The following is a 20,189-nucleotide window of genomic DNA, read 5'->3' on the forward strand; positions in this document are numbered from 1 at the left end:
GAAAGAATAATTTCTTTTATGAAGGGTTTCAAGATACGAGTAGTTCGAGGAAGCAATGGAGAGAGGGAAGGAGCGTACTTTAAGTACGTGACTGACTGAACGACAGCAGCTGACGAAGAAATACGATGTATATTGAAAGCCGACTATAGTCTAGTGATGATGGCAAAGAGGTCACACCCGTTCCCATACCGAACACGGAAGTTAAGCTCTTTAGCGCCGATGGTAGTTGGGGGCTTCCCCCTGTGAGAGTAGGACGTCGCTAGGCAATAAAAACAGTCAGCTGTGTGCTGACTGTTTTTTTATTTCTATTCATTTCTTTTTATGCTTATTGCTATATTCTATCCAGAACTCAGCATTTTTAATACCAGCTTCTCTTGGATCAAAAATAGGATCGAGGCCAGCCTTTTTTTGTCGATCATAATCTTGTAAAACTCGAATCGCTGGTTTCGTTAATAATACAATAGCAATAAAGTTCAAATAACTCATACTCCCAAATCCAATGTCTCCAAGCCCCCACATAAGACTGACAGATTGAACACTTCCAACATAAACAACTAGTAAGAAGATTACTTTTAATACTAATTTTAAAAACGGGAAGCGAAGCTTTTTATCTAAATATACAATAGTTGTCTCTGCAATATAATAATATGCCATTAAAGTAGTGAATGCGAAGAGGAAAATTGCTATAGCTACGAATCCACTTCCAAAATCATTAAATACTGTAGATACTGCTGCTTGTGTATAAGCAGTACCTGCTACAACGCCTGGTATATTTTCAACTAACGGTGTCGTTGTTCCAGGAGGAGTAACATTATACATACCTGTTATGAGAATCATTAAAGCTGTAGCCGTACAGACAATAATTGTATCAATATAGATGGAAAACCCTTGGACTAAACCTTGTTTAGCTGGATGAGATACTTCAGCAGCAGCAGAACTAAATGTTGCTTCTCCTGCTCCAGCTACGTTTGAAAATACCGAGCGTCTTACACCCCAGGCGATGGCAGTCCCCACTATACCTCCAAAAATTGCATTTGTACCAAAGGCACTTGTCAGTATAAGTTTAACCATATCTGGAATTTCACTTACATTCGCTCCTAATATAATGAGTGTTAAAATTACATAGGCAAGTGCCATAATTGGCACAACTTTATCTGCAACACGTGCTATGCGTTTTACACCGCCGAATATGATTAATCCCAAAAGAATAACGATTAGGGCACCTGTGATAAAGGGTGGAATATGAAAAGCCGTATTAAATGAAGTGGCAATTGTGTTCGCCTGGATTCCCGGTACTAGAACACCATATGAAAGACAGATAACAAACGCAACAAATATAGCAAAACCCTTTAGTCTTAAACCCTTTTCGATATAGTATGGAGAACCACCACGATACTGATCATCAGCCTTTTCTTTATATAATTGGGCAAGTGTTGATTCAATAAATGCACTTGCACCCCCTAGAAATGCCATAACACCCATCCAAAATACTGCGCCTGGTCCACCAGCAGCAATTGCCGTAGCCACTCCTGCGATATTGCCAACACCAACTCGCCCAGACAATGCCATACAAAACGCTTGGAATGATGAGATTCCTTCTTTTGACTCTTTGCGTTCACGTAATAATCGAATCATCTCAGGGATATAACGAAATTGAACAGCTTTTGTTAGGACGGTAAAGTAAAGACCTACCCCTAATGCTAAGTATACAAGTGCATTTCCCCAAATATAATCGACCAATGTATTAACGATTGTCTCCATAGATGTTTCCCCCTTTTTTCTTAAATCAAAATCCTAATTATCACTCTAAAATTTGTGTACTATACATCACCAGCAATCATTTCCTCACGCGAATTATGCCTGCCATATGAATGAGGCGTGTATAAGGCTTTTGTTCAGACATATGTTTAAATGGCGGAAGCCTCCCTTCATGAATTTAAAGCTCACCCTATGTATTGCATGTTTTATGCCATAAAGCAAAAAAGCCTTTTACTCATGAAGATGAGAAAAAGACTTTTACACTTTCATATAGTTTTTTAATGAATAGTAAGAGACCCAACAGTTTCATTCCAAATTTGTTTCATCTGCTGACGACCAGCTAAAATTTCTGGATGAAATTGAATATGTGCAGTGGCTCTTGTTTTTTCAACAGCTTGGATGGCAAGCTTAATATCATGATTGGATGCTCCTCCATTGAGGCGTTGAGCAATTGTAAGTGCTGCAACTTCCCCCTGCGCTAATGCTACCTTGGCTCCTTCAATTCCTGTAATATTTCCAGCTACATACAATCCCTCTAAATTAGTTTCCATTTGTTCATTATGCAAAGGAATGAACCCACCTAATTGTTCGATATAATGAAATGGACAACCTGCTACAGAAGCAAGCTCTGCTAGAGGGTAAAGGCCACCGGCGATACAAATAAAATCAGCTTTGATACGTTGTTCGCTACCTTTCACAATAGAGCCGTCTGTATTCACAGTTGCTAAAACGACCCCTTCGACCTGATCTTTACCTACGATTTCAATAACCGCTTTACGCAACATAATAGGTATACCCCACATTTTTACACCATTTTTAGGATAAAAGGTAATACCGAGTTTTTTCATAAAGTCATTTTTTATGAATTTGCTACCCATCTTAACAAAAGGGGAGGGAGCCATATGAGCTACATGCAATAATGAGTTCATAACTTCTAAGGGATTGCTATTCCCTTCTGTTAACAAGTTAGCAGGGGGTAATGTAATAGCGGCTACCTGAACCCCTGCTAATTGTAATTCCATGGCAATAGCTGAAGAAAGCACATTAACTCCGACAATGACGCCACGTTTACCTGGCTTCACACGATGCACATTTGTCATAACTTGTGCTGCTCCAACAGACAATACCCCTGGTAGCGTCCAACCTGGAATTGGGAAAGGCGATTCGGCAGCTCCAGTAGCTAGTAGCAGATGTTGGGTGCGAAATACACCTTTGGTTGTATGAATGATCCACATTTCATCTATTTTTTCTAAGTCGGATACACTTGTTTGTAATAAAAACTCAACATGGACTGCTTTAGCACGTTCTACTAAACGTTCAGATTCTACAATGCCATTCCACCATGTTCCTGGCTTTTCTTCATATAATTGTCCCAGTAATCGACCTCCTGCATATAAATATTCATCGATAACAAGGACTGCAATATTTTTTTCCGCTAATGTAATGGCCGCCGCAAGCCCAGCAGGACCAGCCCCAATAATAACTACTTTATTGTTCATGATTCTTCCTCCAGTCTCTTACTGTCGTAGGAAGTGTCTGTCCACTTTTTACAACCATCCCATCTGAGAGAGGGGTTAAGCATGCTCGTTCGCCCTCTAAGCCATTTACAGTGACACGGCATTCAAAACAATGTCCAATATTACAATAAATACCTCGAGGCTGCCCAGTTTCTTCGTGCAAACGTAAAGTCCGTATTCCTTGTGCTAGCAAGGCAGCCGCTAGAGACTCACCTTGGTAACCTTCAAACTCATGATCGTCAAAAGTAAAGGTCACTTTTTCTCTTTGTATTATGTTCCCTAAAATGGGGTGGTTTAATATACGTTCTGTCATCAGTTAACCTCCCCTAAGTCGGAGAATCGTACTGGTCGAATAGGGGCTTGATGTTTTAATGAAACTTCATCATTTTTACGAGGATGATGAAGATTGGCAATTGTATCTACCATAGTACGGCATGTACGACCGCCACAATAACCCATACCTGCACGCGTTCGTAATTTCAGTTCTCGTGCAGAGCACTTATATTTTGATGCGCTTTCAACTAATTCATCGTAACTAATTTCTTCACAACGGCATACAATTATAGATTTATTTTGCATAGTTCCACCTCTACTATAAAAAATACTTAACATAGTACATAATGCAAAAATTATGCCAAAGAAAAGAAAATAGCTACGAAAAGTAAATCTAGGTGGATGCGATAGATGTGTATAGAAATATTGACATCTATTCAAAGAAATTAGACATCTATGTTTAATTTGTTTAATCGGTTGTATAAAGTGGCACGAGTAATACCTAAAATTTTAGCGCATGTTTTTTTATTACCATTTACTTTAGCAAGTTGGTCTAATATTATTTCTCGTTCATAATGCTCAAGCTGATGGTGGAGCCCTGTCCCTAGAGGAAACTCCCTCTTAGCGTCCAATGTTTCATCTTTTGGCATCACCGCTAAAATATCAGTAGGGAGATCTTCCATATGAATGGCACCCTCATCAGAAAAAACAACGAGTCGCTCGATAACATTCGATAACTCACGCACATTGCCTGGCCAGTGGTATTTTAAAAGAACATTTGCTATTTCAGTTGGGATACCTTGAATAGGTCGATTATATTTAATCGACTTTTCATATAAGAAGTAATTGCTTATTTCTAATATATCTGATGCCCGTTCTCTAAGAGGGGGGACTGTGAAATTCACTACATTCAGTCGATAATATAAATCTTCTCTAAATTTGCCTTCTGCCACTAATTGCTTCAAATCTCTATTAGTAGCTGCTACTAAATTAAATTCGACGTCCATTTCCTTTGTACCGCCAACTGTATAAAAAGTTTTTTCCTGAAGCAGTCGTAAAATCTTGACTTGCATGTCTAGCGGCATCTCACCAATTTCATCTAAAAATAAAGTACCCCCACGTGCAAGCTCCACTTTACCTTTTTTCCCCTTTTGATGGGCGCCAGAAAAAGCTCCTTTTTCATAGCCAAAAATCTCACTTTCAAACAGACCGCTTGGAATGGCCCCGCAATTGATAGCAACAAAGGGTGCCTCAGACTTTTCTCGAATAGCGTGAACTGCACGTGCAAACAGTTCTTTACCAACGCCACTCTCTCCGTAAATTAAAATATTTGCCTCGGTTTCTGCGACCTTTTTTACTTTTTCTAATACTTCTTTAAGCTTTGGACTATTACCACGAATAAGGGTGAATGGGTCAAAGGCTAGGCCATTCGTATTCATCTGTTTCTCTAAATTTAACAATTTCTCAGAGGTAATATGAAGCTCTTCGTTTAATTTTTTGACATGGGTAATATCTGTTTCAGCAACCACCGCTCCTATTGTCTTATCCTGCAGCATAACAGGATTAGAGTTAATCATGACGACGAGATCCTCCCGCGGAAAATGCTGCTGTTGATAGACAGATTTTCTATGCTGTAAAGTATGTAAAATTTCTAGTTGATCTTCTTTGAAAAAGTGAGTGATTGGCTTACCGATAATATTTTCTCCGGATACTGAAAAAATGCTTTCAGCTCCTTTCGTCCAATAAATAACATTTTGTTCAGCATCTATGACCGTACATGATTCATTAATAGTATTTAATATGGCTTGTAAATAAGCATTTCCGCATTCTAATTCATAGGCAAGGTCGTATGTTAAGGACTCTCTCCATAAATATCCTAAATATTGCTTTTCATCATTACAAACTAGTAAAAATTCGTAGTCCTTCATATATTCAATGGCGATTTTAAGCGGGCAATTCGACTGGATGGTAAGACAGGCAACATAGTGAACATCATTTTTCTTTTTACCGCGAATTGCTCCATAGGGTTTATTATTTTCTATCACAAAATATTGTTTGCTGACATCGTTTATTTTGGACACAATGTCGTCAGTAGTTGTAATAGCAAAGTTACGTTTTACTATTTTATTCATTATTAAATGATATGGATGCAAGATAAGCCCCCCTCATTGTTCATTTGTCCAATTATTTTGAATAATATAAATAATTTTGACATATAGTGCCTAGTTTATCAAACAAATTCGAGTTTGATAGATTGGCATGTTTTTTGCATCATACAGTCATGAATAGAAAGGAGGAGGGAGATATGAAGAAATCCCATCATGATATCGTAATTATTGGCGGTGGCATTATTGGTGGAGCAATAGCTTATTATTGCGCAAAGGCTGGCTTAGATATCACAATACTTGAAAAAAACGAACTTGCGAGTGGGACTTCTTCTCGTTGTGATGGCAATATTTTAGCTATTGATAAAGATCCTGGCTTCGACAGTCAAATGTCTTTAGTCAGTCAAAGATTGGTTCATGAACTAAATAGAGAATTAGATATGAGCTTTGAATACCGAAATCCGGGCAGCATCCTTGTTTGTGAAAGTGAGCTAGAGATGGAGGCTGCACAACAATGGGTTAATCGCCAACAAGAGGCGGGGTTAGATTTTACGATGTTAGATCGTGAGGATTTGCGGAACGAATCAAAATACTTCGCAGATGACTTATACGGTGGATTGGAATGTAAAACTGATTCAACAGTGAACCCATACATGCTGACATTTTCTATGTTTCATTCAGCTGAACAGTTAGGGGCAAAGATAAAAAAACAAACAGAGGTCAAGCGTATTAAAAAACAGCCAGATCATACATTTTTACTTGAAACGAATGACGGATGGATAACCGCCAATAAAGTCATTAATGCATGCGGAATTTGGGCACCATTTATTGGACAAATGCTTGGTATTGATATTCCCATTAAACCTCGCAAAGGTCATATACTGGTCGCATCACGTCAGCAACCAGTTGGGCTAAGAAAAGTTATGGAATTTGGTTATTTAATTTCAAAGTTTGGTGGAGAGCGTAAGGTGGATGCGGATATTGAAAAATATGGAGTAGCCTTAGTGTTTGAACCGACAGAGGCACAGAATTTTTTAATAGGGAGTAGTCGTGAATTTGTAGGCTTTGACACGAGGGTGAATCATGATGTGGCAAAAATGATTGCTAGACGTGCAGTGCGTTTCTATCCAAAAATTGCTGATATGTCGATTATTCGTACATATGCAGGATTAAGACCATGGACAGAAGATCACTTACCTATTATTTGTGAAGTAGAAGAAATACCTGGCTTCTATATTGCAGCGGGTCATGAAGGAGATGGCATTAGCTTAGCTGCAGTTACCGGAAAGCTTATCCAAGAATTACTCCAGCACAAAGATACATGTATTCCTACTGAACCGGTTCATCTTAGTCGTTTTCAGAAAGGAGTCCTTCATAAATGAATTTTCAAAAGCTATTTACGACGATTGATACTCATACGGGTGGAAATCCAACACGTTCATTAATAAGTGGTATGCCCAAGCTTGAAGGCAAAACTATGTCAGAAAAAATGTTATTTATGCAAGAAAACTATGACTGGATTCGAAAATTTCTTATGAATGAGCCACGAGGACATAGCGTAATGTCAGGCGTTATCATTACAGATCCTTGCCACCCCGAAGCCCATATTGGCGTGATTTATATAGAAACAGGTGGTTATTTACCAATGTGTGGACATGACACAATAGGGGTTTGTACAGCACTAATTGAAGCAAATTTAATAGAGGTCATTACACCCTATACAAACATAAAATTGGACACACCTGCAGGTTTAATTGATGTACAAATTAAAGTGGATGATGGAGTAGCGAAGGAAGTGACCTTTAAAAACGTACCATCCTTTTTATTAAAAACGATTGAAATCAATGATGCTGAGCTAGGTGTAGTGGAATGTGAAATAGCGTATGGAGGGAACTTTTACGGCATTATTGATGCTAGAAAAATCAATCTAGACTTAGCTGTAGACAACTCGACGAAGATTATTAACACGGCTATTCGCCTCCGCAATACTGTAAATGCTAAGGAGGATATTGTCCATCCTGAATTCTCATTTATCCGTGGGCTTACACATATTGAGTTTTATACAGATCCAGTTAACCCATCTGCAGATTTAAAAAATACAGTTGTTGTTCCGCCAGGAGGAATTGACCGTTCTCCTTGTGGCACTGGTACATCTGCCAAAATTGCTACACTCTACTCAAAAAATAAGCTCGATCTCCATGAGTCCTTCGTTTATGAAAGTATTGTGGGGACAATGTTTAAAGCACGTGTATTAGAAGAAGTAACAATTAGTGGTTTAACAGCTGTTATTCCGGAGGTAACAGGATCAGCATGGGTAATGGGGATGCATCGTTTCTTTTACAATGATCAGGACCCACTAAAAGAGGGCTATTTGATGATTCCGCCAATGGATCACTAAGGGAGGATAAACATGAATTTTCATAAGTCTTTTCAAACGATAGATACACAAGTAGTGGGAGAAGCCTTTCGCATCATAGTGCAATCCCCAATCATGCTTATGCATGAAGATATTTTGGAAGCGGATCATCAGTTAAATACACAATTTGAAGATACAAAACAACAGCTTTTGAATGAGCCACGAGGACACCGTGGAATGAATGGCTGCCTTGTTTTACCATCCGCTATTGCTTCTTATCGCTTATTATTTTTCCAGCATGCAGCTTCTACAAATTTTAAGTATGAGGCACTTGTAGCCACGATGACAGCATTGATTGAGCAAGGAACAATAGAACTCTCAAAAAATAATACTTACTCTATTGAAACAGTCAAAGGCGTCTATGAAGCCCACGTCAAACTTTCTGAAAAGAGAGATGCCGTATTATCCGTTCATTTAGTAGTGAAGCCAGCACATTTAGAAGGTGAGCAAATCATTATTGATAATGAACGACGCTACATGGTGGTCGAAAAGCCACGGCAAATTAAAGCCATTGTTTTAGAAGAATTAGCAGAAATCAGTACGTGGGGATTACTAGAAAGGGAGAAATATAGTAAGGCAGATGGGGTCATTATGTATGAACAGTTACATGGCTCTGTCAGGTCTGTTACCTTTGAACGAGATGGCTATATATTACGTTCACCCGGTGTAGACAGTACACTGGCGTTAATAGCAGTTTTAGGGGAAGAAGCTGTCAAAAAAAATGACAGTATTTTTGGTAGCAGCATTGGAATTATACAAAAGCATGAAGCTGGCTACGAAATTGCATTAACAGGTTATATCACAGGAATCCATCAATTTGTAGTGGATCGTGAAGATCCTTTGCAGCGTGGATTTATCATTGTGTAATAAAAGAAGATAGAGGAGGAATAAAGATGAAAAAACTAGAAGGTGTATTTCCTGTATTAGTAACGCCGATGAAAAATCAAACGGATATTGATTGGGATGGTTTCCGTCAAAATATTGAACATTTTATTGAAGCAGGGGTAACAGGTATTGCTATTAACGGTAGTACAGGTGAATTTGTAAGTTTAACGAAAGAAGAACGGTTTAAAGCAGTAGAAGTAGCTGTAGATCAAATTAAAGGGCGAATTACATTGATTGTTGGTACAGCAGCTGAAACAACTGCAGAGGCAATTATCTATACACAGCAAGCAGAACAGGCGGGAGCAGATGCAGCATTATTAATTAATTCCTATTACGCACATCCAAAAGATGATGAAATATATGTTCATTTTAAATCAGTAGCCGAATCTGTAAGCTTCCCTATTATGATCTATAATAATCCGTTTACTTCGGGGGTAGATATTGGCTTAGAAACGATTTTAAAAGTAGGTAGAGATGTTCCCAATATTACACATATTAAAGAATCAAGCGGCAATATTGGAAAAGCGCGTGATATCGTACGTCAAGGCCGAGATGATATAAAAGTATTTTGTGGCTCGGAGGATTTAGCTATCGAATCATTTTTTGTTGGGGCTGTTGGGTGGATTTCTGTTTCTGGAAATATTGTGCCAGAGCTTGTGACAAAATTATATAGTCAAGTAAAAGAAGGGAACTTAGAGGCAGCTTGGGCAATTTATGATCGCTTATTACCTTTATGTGCATTTTTAGAGGGATCGGGTAAATATGTACAAATTACTAAACGTGCAATGGAACTAAAAGGATGGGCAGGAGGGCCTTGTCGTCTACCAAGACTCCCACTAACAGAGGAAGAAGATGCCCAGCTTAAAGCAATTATGACTAATTTAGACGTACTGGCAATTGAACATTATTAATGCAAAGGAGGATGAATGATGGAGGCAGTGTTGACATTAAAACCACAAGTAAAGGAATTTCTACAGTCCACGATCGGCTTGTATATCAATGGTGAATATGTGCGAGCTCAATCAGGTAAAGCATTGAATGTTTTAAATCCTGCTAATGAAGAGGTCATTGCGGTAGTAAGCGAAGCACAAGCAGAAGATATTGATCTTGCAGTAGAAGCTGCTCGAAAAGCATTTGATGGTGAATGGTCAACGATGGAGGCAGCTGAACGCTCACGAATTATTTATAAATTGGCAGATTTACTAGAAGAACATCGTGAAGAGCTAGCACAGCTTGAATCATTAGACAATGGAAAACCATTTAAAACTGCTCTTGCAGATGATGTGGATGGCACAGTTCAACATTTTCGTTATTATGCGGGCTGGGCAACAAAAATTACAGGCCAGACTGTACAAGTGTCGAAAGATTATTTGAATTACATTGTACATGAGCCCGTTGGAGTTGTAGGTCAAATTATTCCTTGGAATTTTCCTCTTGCAATGGCGGCATGGAAGCTTGGTTCAGCGTTAGCTGTAGGATGTACGGTTGTCATCAAACCAGCGGCTGAAACGCCATTGTCATTATTATATGTGGGGCAATTAATGAAACAAGCTGGTTTTCCAGACGGTGTAGTAAATATTGTACCAGGTACTGGAGAAGCGGGCGAAGCGATTGTTACTCATAAAGGTGTAGCAAAAGTAGCCTTCACAGGATCAACAAAGACAGGAATACACGTGATGAAAAAGGCTGCTGATGATGTGAAAAGTATCACATTAGAGCTTGGGGGGAAATCTCCTGCTATTGTGTTACCAGATGCAGATGTCGAGGAAGCAATAGAAGGAACATTTGCTGGGACGATGTACAATCATGGCCAAAACTGTAGCGCATGTACACGGGTATTTGTGCATAGTAGTCTATACAATCAATTCATTGAACGACTCGCAGAAAAGGCTAAAGCATTGAAGGTAGGGCCAGGCTTAGACCCAGAAACAGATATGGGTCCATTAGTGTCACAAAAGCAATTAAACACTGTTCTTCATTTTATCGAAAAGGGAAAAGAGGAGGGTGCTCGCTTAGTAGCTGGTGGTGATCGAGCACTACCAAAGGGATATTTTGTCCAACCAACTATCTTTGCTGATGTTCAGGACACGATGACAATTGCCCAAGAAGAGATTTTCGGACCTGTTATGTCCATTCTATCGTTTGATACAGTAGATGAAGTAATTGCACGCGCTAATAATAGTAAGTATGGACTTGCTGCAAGCATTTGGACTGAAAATGTGAAAAAGGCACATTATATTGCTAGTAAACTACAAGCAGGGACAGTATGGATTAATGATTTTGGGTTAGAATGGGAAACGATGCCATTTGGAGGTTACAAACAGTCAGGGATTGGTCGTGAAATGGGCGGTGAATATGGATTGTCCAATTACACTGAGGTGAAAAGTGTATTTGTTAATATGAAGCAATAATAAGCGAGTTTGCATGAAAGAAGGAAAAGGAGCTATCTTCAATAGGTAGCTCCTTTTCTCGTTATTGAAAGGGTATTATTTTACGCCGTGCAGAGGACGGGATACTCATGTCCTCGCGGTATTTGGCAATGGTACGTCGAGATATTTCAATGCCTAAAGCAGCGTTAAAATATTCAGCTATTTTTTGATCGGAGAAGGGCTTAGCCTTATTTTCTGACTTGATATAGTCTGACAGCAAAGACTTCACCTTTATTTGTGATACACTCTGACCATTGGCTGTCGACAATTTAGAGCTGAATAATTCCTTTAATTCAAAGGTGCCAAAAGCAGTTTGTACATATTTATTTGTTGTAATACGACTTACCGTCGATTCATGAACATCTATTTGGTCAGCAATTTCACGCAACGTAAGTGGTTGCATGGCGTCGAAGCCATTCAGAAAGAAATTTTTTTGCTTTTCAATAAGGGCCTTCATAATATTGATCATTGTATTTCGACGTTGTTCAATGCTGTTCACTAGCCAGTGGTAGTCAGCTAAGTGTTTTTTAAAATAACTCTTTTCTGAGGAATGAGCTTTTATATAAGGAAAGTAGTCAGCGTGAATACTAATCTTTGGTAAATAATAGTCGTTCAATGAAAAGGTGATCCCACCGTCAACAATATCAACAATAATATCTGGTATCGTCGTATGTACCAATTCCTGATAAAATAATGAGCTTAGTTTTGGCTGTAATGATTGTATAAAAAGATAGATCATTTGTAAGTCATTTAGTGTTATATCCAGCTCTTTTAATATTTTCTTCCAATTATTATGAGCAAGCTCTTCTAGATAATTAGAAATAATAGTATCGGCATGAGCAGGGCTGTTAGGACAATAAATAGTTTGTAATAGTAAACATTCCTTTAAATTACGTGCACCCATTCCTAAAGGACCAATCGTTTGTAATAAATGAACGCCCTTTTCTATTTCTAGGTCATTATAAGAAGTTTGTATAGGTTGCTCATAATAACCATTGTCATCTAAATGATAAATAATATGTTTTAAGAGCTGAATGTCTTTTTCATTATCAAATGTTAGCCTGACCTGCTGGAACAGCTCATCACGAATATTTTTTTCACATTTTGTAGAAAGATGCCAATTGTTATAGTGTCCGCTACTCATTTTTGGAATCTGTAGATGCTCTTTAAGTGCTGGTTCACTTAGCTCGATTAACGGATTAACGAGCTCTTGTTCACGTATATATTGTTCTAATTCCTGAGTTGAGTATTGGAGTAGCTCGATTGCCTGACGAAGTTGGGTAGACATAACGATTTGTAATTCTTGTGTTTGTTTAATAGAAAGTTGCATACTTAAACCTCGATTCTCTATCAATCTATCTAACTAACTTAGAAAAATATAGTGACAAGAAACTTTGACATGTGCAACGAAATGAATCATTAGCTTTCAATAATAAGCTTAAAATCTTGAAATAAATGGTTTTAAAAAGTGTAAAAAAAAGTAAACATCTATAGGGTAAGTGTAAAGAAATTATAAAATAATGAGTTCTTTTGGCGAGTGTGTAATTATTTCAACACCGTCTTTTGTAATGATGACATCATCCTCTATACGAACACCACCAACTTGTGGAACATAAATGCCTGGCTCAACTGTAAGCACCATATTCTCCTCTAAAACGTCTTCACAAACTGTCGACATGAAAATATTTTCGTGAATATCTAGACCGATGCCATGACCTGCTCCATGTCCGTAATTTTCTCCATAGCCTTTAGTTGTAATATAGTCACGTGTATAGCTATCTGCCTGTCGACCAGTAATACCAGCCTTCATATTAGAAAGGGCGTGTTGCAAGGAGTCATAAACAATTTGATATATTTCTTTTAATTGTTCAGGGGGCTCGCCGACAGCAATAGTTCTTGTCATGTCAGAACGATAGCCTTCATAATAAGCGCCAAAATCAAGTGTAAGCATATCACCTTGCTCAATAATTTTCGAAGATGCCACGCCATGTGGTAGAGCAGAGCGATGACCAGAAGCGACAATCATATCAAATGCAGCGCCAGTAGCACCATTTTTACGCATATGGGATTCTAGCTCATTGGCAATTTCGATTTCTGTAACACCAGGTTTAATGAATGTCAAAATATGCTTAAAGGCTTCATCTGAAATCCAAGCTGCTTTCTTCATAATTTCAATTTCCTCTGGTGTCTTAATCATACGTAAATCCTCCACAATAGTAGATAAAGGCTTTAATGTTGCTGTTAATTTATTAGCCATTAATTGATACGTGTAGTAAGTGACGTGATGTTGTTCAAAGCCAACAGTTTGAATGGATTCCTGTTCTAAAATTTCTTGAATCGTTTCATATAAACGGCTGCGATCAATTTCATGAACCTCAAATGTTTTACTTTGCTCTGTTGCTTGCTGTGTATAGCGGAAGTCCACCAATAAAAGTGCTCGTGTGTTAGTTACTACAACCGTTCCTGCACTTCCTGTAAATCCTGTTAAATAACGTCGGTTTTGAGCATTTGTAATAATAATTGCGCTTGTACCTTGTGCTTGTATAGCATTTCGTAATTGTTCTAGTTTTGACATGTTGTCATTCCCCCTTTAATGAAAGTATAATGCAAAATCTGTGCCAATTTTTAAAAAATTAGAATCGGCATGGAAATTGCATAGATTTTTATAGTGCGATTTCTTTCGTGCAATAAAATTAAAGGGGTTTTGAGGATGGCTAAAAAAACAAAATGGCTCTTCGTATTGTTAGCATTAATGCTCGTTGTATTGGTCGGTTGTTACGGCAAAGATAACACCACTTCTGGAAATACTACAAATAATAATGAAACAGACCAAGCATCTTCTGATGGGGAAGACACTATTGCCTCACAGGAACTTCATTTAGTGGCAACAGGAGATTTAACGACGATGAGTTCTTTAGGGAGTGTAGATGCACTTGCTGTGACGGCAATGAACTCAGTATTTGAGGGATTATATCGTATAGGTCCTGAAAATACACCCATCCCAGGTATGGCAGAGTCACATGAAGTTTCTGAGGATGGTACAGTATATACATTTAAAATACGTAAAGATGCTGTGTGGAGTAATGGGACTCCAGTGACAGCACATGATTTTGAGTATGCATGGAAAAGAGCTATAAATCCCGAAACTCAAGCAATCTATTCATACTTAATGCTAGATATAAAAAATGCTGCCAATGTGCAAACAGAAGAAGATCCCCTTTATGGTAAGGTGGAGGAAATCGGTATTAAAGCAATAAATGATGAAACGTTAGAAGTGCAGCTAAATGCGCCGATCCCATACTTTATTAGCTTAACAACGTATGCACCGTTCTTCCCATTAAATAAAGAATTTACAGAGTCCCAAGGCGATCAATATGCACTAGAAGCGGAAAATATGATCTATAATGGACCATTCATGATGGAGTCTTGGCAACATGGGCAAGGATGGACGTTCGTCAAAAATGAAAGTTATTGGGATAAAGACACGGTAAAGCTCACTAAAATCACGCAGAAAATAGTGAAAGATACGGCAACGGCTGTCAACCTCTATGAAGCTGGTGAAATAGACACTGCCGAGTTATCTAGTGAATATGTTGCTCAATATAAAGACAATCCAGAGTATTCAACGTTTTTAAAGCCAAATACGTATTTTATTCGTATGAATCATGAAAATAAATATTTATCTAATCTAAACATTCGTAAGGCCATTGATATGGCATGGGACAAACAAGGATTCGCTGATGTGATATTACAGGATGGTTCCATTCCTGCTTACTATTTAGTACCTCAGGGATTATCAACAGATGACAAGGGGAATGATTTCCGTGATGGCAACGGCGATATGAATAAAACAAATATCGAGCTAGCGAAGGAAACGTGGGCTACTGGCTTAAAGGAACTTGGTGTAGACCAAGTAAAGCTGGAGTTTTTAACATATGACCGTGCAGAATCTAAAAAAGCCGCTGAATTTATTAAAAACCAATTGGAGACGAATTTAGAAGGCTTAGAACTAACAATTAATATGCAGCCGAATAAGCAAAAGCTTGCATTAGAAGGGGCTGTTGATTTTGATTTAGACTATGGTGGCTGGGGCCCTGACTATCAAGACCCTATGACTTATATTGAATTATTTGAGTCAACGGCTTATTATAATCAATCTAACTATAAAAATGAAAAAGTTGATGCACTTATTAAACAAGCAAAAACTACCTCTAATGTTACCGAGCGTTGGGAACTTATGCAGCAAGCCGAAAAATTAATGATGGAAGATGTAGCATTTGCCCCAACATTCCAAAAAGGGTTAAGTCGTTTGACAAAACCATATGTGAAAAACTTATATGAGCATCCATTCTCAGCTGACATAAGCTATAAATGGGTAGAAATTGTAAAATAAAAAGTGCTGTCCTCTTTTCACGAGAGGACAGCATTTTTCATTTATAGATAGAAAACTATAGATAAAATGGCTGTCACTGAGCAGCCAAGTATACCTGCTAGTAGTAGCGGATAAGTGAAGGTATAGGTCGGAGCATGAACATATTCTAAATCTCCATCTAATTCCAAGGCATAGACACCATTTTTAGTAACACGTGCAAAAAAACGTTTGAAACTATAGGCGATGCCATTAAAAAGCCCACCTTGTACAACAACCAATGAAGCACCTACAATTGTAGAAGTAAGTGAAGTGAGGAAAATATTGTCAATTATCGTTAAAAAAGTGATTGGTTGGTGGAGGAGCCAGGTATAGCTGAGGGAAACTGTGATTATACCGCTAGCAAGTAAGAGGAAGGTCTTTAATTTCAAAGTAATATACCTCCTTCTTGTGCTGAACGGTATTGGACAAGCTCCTCCTCTGTCAGCATAACAAAGTGACCAGGCCGTATCTCAACAAAGCTTTCACCTTCAATATTTCGGTTAGCTTGATAGGTAGCTTCATTAAAAAAAATGCGTTTGCGGTCTCGCTCTAGCTTAGGATCTGGTAATGGGATGGCCGATAATAATGATTTTGTATAAGGGTGTACGGGGTGATCATAGAGTTCTTGACTGTCCGCTAGCTCAACGATTTTCCCTCGATACATCACACCAATACGATCACTAATATACTTCACCATTGACAAATCATGTGCAATAAAAAGATAGGTCAACCCACGTTCTTGCTGTAACTTTTTTAGCAGATTCACTATTTGTGCCTGAATGGAAACGTCCAATGCAGAGATAGGCTCGTCTGCAATGATGAGTTCAGGCTCTACAGCTAGAGCACGTGCAATACCAATACGCTGACGCTGGCCACCACTAAGTTCGTGTGGATAACGGTTTGCATACTCCTTTGTTAATCCGACTATGTTTAATAGCTCATATATTTTTGACTTCCATTCACTTTTAGGTACTTCATGGATAGCCAATCCTTCTGCAATAATATCCATTATCTTCATACGTGGATTGAGAGAAGAATAGGGATCTTGAAAAATCATTTGCACCTTGCTATTGAAGGCAAGCTTGTCTTTTTTTGTTTGATGGTCATTGATATTACGGCCATCAACGTGAATGTCACCACTAGTAATCGCATGGAGTCCAATAATGGAACGTCCCGTTGTCGATTTACCACATCCGGATTCTCCTACAAGACCAAAAATTTCTCCTTTATAAATATCGAAAGTAATGCCATCTACCGCTTTATTAACCATGTTTTTACTTAAAGAAAAGTGCTGCTTAACCTCTTTTAATGATAAATAGGGATGTTCTTTATCAAAGATAGCTGGTGCCTGACGCTTCTCTTGCTGTACTTGAGCAAGCTGTTGGTGAACCGGTACTATTTTCGGTGCGTGTTCATGCAATAACCAAGTGGCAGCGAAATGAGTGTCGCTGACCTGAAACATAGGTGGCTCCTCTATAAAGTCAATTTTTAAGGCATGTTTATTACGAGCTGCAAAGGCGTCACCAGTAGGGGGGTGAAGCAGGTTTGGTGGCGTTCCAGGAATGGCATATAATGAGTTAGTATGAATATCTGGATTAGGCATGGCTGCGAGTAGCCCTTGTGTATAAGGGTGCTGACATTGATAAAATATTTCATCAACTAAGCCAATTTCAATGATTTTTCCAGCATACATCACGGCAACGCGATCGGCCATTTTAGCGACAACACCTAAATCGTGGGTAATAAAGATAATGGATAAATTCATTTTTTGTTGTAGATTTTTTAATAATTCTAAAATCTGTGCTTGGATCGAAACATCTAGTGCTGTGGTAGGCTCATCAGCAATGATGATACGTGGCTCACAAGCAAGAGCCATGGCAATGACTATTCGCTGGCGCATACCTCCAGAAAATTGATGTGGGTATTGTTTATATCGTTTATCAGCTTCTTTAATACCGACAAGTTGCAATAGTTCTATAACACGGTTAGTTATGTGTCGGCCACGTAAAGTCGTATGTTTTTTTATACTTTCTGCAATTTGGTGACCAATCGTCATCGTAGGGTTTAAGGCAGTCATGGGATCCTGGAAAATCATAGCGATCTCAGCTCCGCGTATTGCTCGAATTTCTTGTTCACTGGAAGATAAAATATCATGTCCATCATAAAAAATATGTCCGCTTTTTATCATGGTGGACTCGGTTGGATTGAGGCGAAGAAGGCTTTTCGACGTAACTGATTTTCCAGAGCCAGACTCGCCTACAATGGCTAAGGTTTCACCTTCAAATAAATCAAATGATATATTACGTACGGCTTGTACCTCACCATTATACGTGTTGAAGGAAACACTTAAATTTTTTACCTCTATTATTTTTTTCATTTAGAGCACCTCCTATTTACGAGTTTTTGGATCGAATGCATCACGCAGTCCATCACCGAGTAAATTAAAGCTAATCATAATTAAACTAATGACAATAGATGAGACAATCATGCCATGTGGATAAATTCTTAATAGTTTATATGAATCATTAACAATTGTTCCCAAAGAAGCGGTTGGAGGTTGTAGCCCTAGTCCAATAAAGCTTAATAAAGCCTCTGTGAAAATAGCACCTGGGATAGTAAATGTGGTCGCAACGATAATTGGTCCAAGCGTATTGGGAATTAAATGCTTCCATATGAGACGCTGGTTACTAGCACCGAGTGTTCGTGAAGCAAGTACATATTCATACGTTTTTAACTTCAGAATTTGTGCGCGAACAATTCGAGCCATACTAATCCATCCTACGATCACCATTGCAATCGTAATTGAAATAATGCCAGGCTTTAAAATAAGGATCAGAAGAATGTTCACAATTAGTCCGGGGATACCCACTAACACTTCAATAATACGTTGCATGATAGTATCTGTTCGACCACCATAAAATGCTGAAACAGCCCCATAAGCAACGCCTATAATGAGATCGATGGTTGCTGCTAAAAAAGCTATATAAAGAGAAATTCTTGTTCCTTCCCATACACGTGTCCAAAGATCTCGCCCTAATTCATCTGTACCGAACCAAAAATATTCTTCAATACCTTTCGCTTCATATTGGTCTATGCCGCGGCTATCGACACCATTCAAGCCTAAGAAAGAAATATTCTCAAGGACAGGAATTTTTGGCGGTAAATTGGTACGCGCAATATTTTGTTCGTCATAGCCATGGCTATTCATAAAAGGTCCTAAAATGGCAAGTAATAGAACAATGATAATAGTACATAGCCCAACGATAGCTGCTTTATTTTTTCGCAAACCACGCCAAGCATCCTGCCAAAATGATTGCTCAGGACGATAGGTGAAATCATCTGTAATATCAGTTTGCGTTGCATATTCAAATAACTCCTTTGGATGACTCTTCGTTGTACCATCTGTCAGTTTTATGGTCATGCCTTATCGCCTCCCATCACACGAATGCGGGGATCAATCAAACCGTATAAAATATCGATGATTAAAATGACGGTTACAAATAATACCGCATAAAAAATAGTTGTCCCCATAATGAGCTGATAATCATTCGTAATAATTGAATTAACAAATTGCTCACCTAAACCTGGAATACTGAATATCTTTTCAATAACAAGTGAACCAGTAATAGTGTTCACGGTTAACGGACCAATAATAGTCACGATAGGGATCATGGCATTTCGAATCCCATGCTTTGTAATAATAATAGGCTTTGATAATCCTTTTGCTTTTGAGGTTAAAATGTATTCTTGACTAAGGACTTCTAGCATTTCAATGCGCGTGAAACGAGCAATTGTAGCAATTACTCCTACTGCTAAAGCAATTGTTGGTAAAATGGAGTACTCAAAGCCATTCCAAAAGGCAATGGGTAACCAGCCCAATTTAACGCCAACCCAATACTGTAAAAAACCTGCAAAAACAAATGATGGAATGGATATGCCTAGTACGGCTAGTATTGTAGCGCCATAGTCAATAATCGTGTTGTGTCTTAGAGCAGCTATAATGCCTAAAAAAAGACCAATAATTGTACCTACTAGAATGGCTTGAAAGCCCAAAATAGCTGATGCACCAATACGTTCCTGAATAATCTTAGTCACTGGTCGATTATCAAAGACAAAAGAAACACCTAAATCTCCTTGTACAAGATTCGTTAAATAAATACCAAATTGCACAGGGACCGGCTTGTCTAATCCATATTTTTTGTAAAGCAGCTCTTTTTGCGTCTCTGGAAGGCGTTCATCATTAAATGGTGAACCGGGCAAAGCCTTCATTAATAAAAATGACAGCAGGATAATAATAAAAAGTGTAATGATCATATAGCCAATTCGTGTAAATATGTACCGAACCATGGCACCAGCCTCCTACTAAATAGTGTGTTGAAACTATTAATTTATTTG

At 38.4% G+C, this 20,189-nt stretch carries 17 protein-coding genes and 1 rRNA gene; 7 read left to right on the plus strand and 11 right to left on the minus strand.

Annotation, left to right across the window (positions count from 1 at the left end; translation table 11 throughout):
* Positions 1–149: 149 nt before the first annotated feature.
* Positions 150–265: ribosomal RNA gene (gene rrf / locus PI85_RS20060) — 5S ribosomal RNA — on the plus strand.
* Positions 266–309: 44 nt separating this feature from the next.
* Here rrf and PI85_RS20065 read toward each other — a convergent pair.
* From PI85_RS20065 to PI85_RS20085, 5 genes are all read right to left on the minus strand, one after another.
* Positions 310–1,761, minus strand: coding sequence for a sodium:alanine symporter family protein (locus PI85_RS20065; protein ID WP_036121001.1), 1,452 nt, complete (start codon positions 1,759–1,761; stop codon positions 310–312).
* A gap of 275 nt (positions 1,762–2,036) precedes the next feature.
* Positions 2,037–3,257 (minus strand): NAD(P)/FAD-dependent oxidoreductase, encoded by a 1,221-nt coding sequence (locus PI85_RS20070; protein ID WP_036120998.1) that lies wholly within the window; start codon positions 3,255–3,257, stop codon positions 2,037–2,039.
* Positions 3,247–3,588: a (2Fe-2S)-binding protein gene (locus tag PI85_RS20075; RefSeq protein WP_036120995.1), complete on the minus strand. Its 342-nt coding sequence runs from the start codon at positions 3,586–3,588 to the stop codon at positions 3,247–3,249. Before PI85_RS20075 ends, PI85_RS20070 begins: the two co-directional genes overlap by 11 nt.
* The gene (locus PI85_RS20080; RefSeq protein ID WP_036120992.1) at positions 3,588–3,854 is read right to left on the minus strand and encodes a (2Fe-2S)-binding protein; all 267 of its coding nucleotides are present in this window, start codon (positions 3,852–3,854) and stop codon (positions 3,588–3,590) included. Before PI85_RS20080 ends, PI85_RS20075 begins: the two co-directional genes overlap by 1 nt.
* A gap of 140 nt (positions 3,855–3,994) precedes the next feature.
* Positions 3,995–5,701, minus strand: coding sequence for a sigma-54-dependent Fis family transcriptional regulator (locus tag PI85_RS20085; RefSeq protein ID WP_036120990.1), 1,707 nt, complete (start codon positions 5,699–5,701; stop codon positions 3,995–3,997).
* A 152-nt stretch (positions 5,702–5,853) separates the two neighbouring features.
* On the opposite strand from PI85_RS20085, the gene PI85_RS20090 reads away from it, so the two are divergent.
* The 5 genes from PI85_RS20090 to PI85_RS20110 are packed head-to-tail and all read left to right on the plus strand — an operon-like array spanning position 5,854 to position 11,365.
* Positions 5,854–7,035 carry an FAD-binding oxidoreductase gene (locus PI85_RS20090; protein ID WP_036120986.1) on the plus strand — a complete coding sequence of 394 codons (1,182 nt, stop codon included), beginning with the start codon at positions 5,854–5,856 and terminating at the stop codon, positions 7,033–7,035.
* Positions 7,032–8,051 (plus strand): proline racemase family protein, encoded by a 1,020-nt coding sequence (locus tag PI85_RS20095; protein ID WP_036120984.1) that lies wholly within the window; start codon positions 7,032–7,034, stop codon positions 8,049–8,051. Before PI85_RS20090 ends, PI85_RS20095 begins: the two co-directional genes overlap by 4 nt.
* Before the next feature lie 12 nt (positions 8,052–8,063).
* Entirely contained in the window at positions 8,064–8,936 is an 873-nt protein-coding gene (locus tag PI85_RS20100; protein ID WP_036120981.1) for a proline racemase family protein, read from the plus strand.
* Positions 8,937–8,962: 26 nt separating this feature from the next.
* A complete protein-coding gene (gene dapA, locus PI85_RS20105; RefSeq protein WP_036120978.1) occupies positions 8,963–9,865 on the plus strand; it encodes a 4-hydroxy-tetrahydrodipicolinate synthase in 903 nt (300 codons plus the stop codon).
* Positions 9,866–9,883: 18 nt separating this feature from the next.
* Positions 9,884–11,365: an aldehyde dehydrogenase family protein gene (locus PI85_RS20110; RefSeq protein ID WP_036120975.1), complete on the plus strand. Its 1,482-nt coding sequence runs from the start codon at positions 9,884–9,886 to the stop codon at positions 11,363–11,365.
* A 61-nt stretch (positions 11,366–11,426) separates the two neighbouring features.
* Here PI85_RS20110 and rpoN read toward each other — a convergent pair whose 3' ends face one another.
* Positions 11,427–12,713 carry an RNA polymerase factor sigma-54 gene (gene rpoN, locus PI85_RS20115; protein WP_036120968.1) on the minus strand — a complete coding sequence of 429 codons (1,287 nt, stop codon included), beginning with the start codon at positions 12,711–12,713 and terminating at the stop codon, positions 11,427–11,429.
* A 180-nt stretch (positions 12,714–12,893) separates the two neighbouring features.
* Positions 12,894–13,958: a Xaa-Pro peptidase family protein gene (locus PI85_RS20120; protein WP_036120966.1), complete on the minus strand. Its 1,065-nt coding sequence runs from the start codon at positions 13,956–13,958 to the stop codon at positions 12,894–12,896.
* Positions 13,959–14,093: 135 nt separating this feature from the next.
* Here PI85_RS20120 and PI85_RS20125 point away from each other — a divergent pair, with 135 nt between their 5' ends.
* Positions 14,094–15,776 (plus strand): peptide ABC transporter substrate-binding protein, encoded by a 1,683-nt coding sequence (locus PI85_RS20125; protein ID WP_036120964.1) that lies wholly within the window; start codon positions 14,094–14,096, stop codon positions 15,774–15,776.
* Between the two features lie 41 nt (positions 15,777–15,817).
* Here the strand turns inward: PI85_RS20125 and PI85_RS20130 are convergent, their stop codons facing one another.
* Genes PI85_RS20130 through opp3b form a run of 4 tightly spaced genes read right to left on the minus strand, consistent with a single transcriptional unit; the run spans position 15,818 to position 20,141 of the window.
* Positions 15,818–16,183: a DUF3899 domain-containing protein gene (locus PI85_RS20130; RefSeq protein WP_235318518.1), complete on the minus strand. Its 366-nt coding sequence runs from the start codon at positions 16,181–16,183 to the stop codon at positions 15,818–15,820.
* Complete coding sequence (locus PI85_RS25180) at positions 16,180–18,171, minus strand: ABC transporter ATP-binding protein (RefSeq protein ID WP_042737429.1); 1,992 nt, start codon at positions 18,169–18,171, stop codon at positions 16,180–16,182. Before PI85_RS25180 ends, PI85_RS20130 begins: the two co-directional genes overlap by 4 nt.
* A 12-nt stretch (positions 18,172–18,183) precedes the next feature.
* Positions 18,184–19,215: an oligopeptide ABC transporter permease gene (gene opp3C / locus PI85_RS20140; protein ID WP_036120962.1), complete on the minus strand. Its 1,032-nt coding sequence runs from the start codon at positions 19,213–19,215 to the stop codon at positions 18,184–18,186.
* Complete coding sequence (gene opp3b, locus PI85_RS20145; protein ID WP_036120959.1) at positions 19,212–20,141, minus strand: oligopeptide ABC transporter permease; 930 nt, start codon at positions 20,139–20,141, stop codon at positions 19,212–19,214. Before opp3b ends, opp3C begins: the two co-directional genes overlap by 4 nt.
* Positions 20,142–20,189: the final 48 nt, after the last annotated feature.

The sequence above is a fragment of the Lysinibacillus sp. A1 genome, from assembly GCF_000801965.1.
Classification (GTDB): Bacteria; Bacillota; Bacilli; order Bacillales_A; family Planococcaceae; genus Lysinibacillus; species Lysinibacillus fusiformis.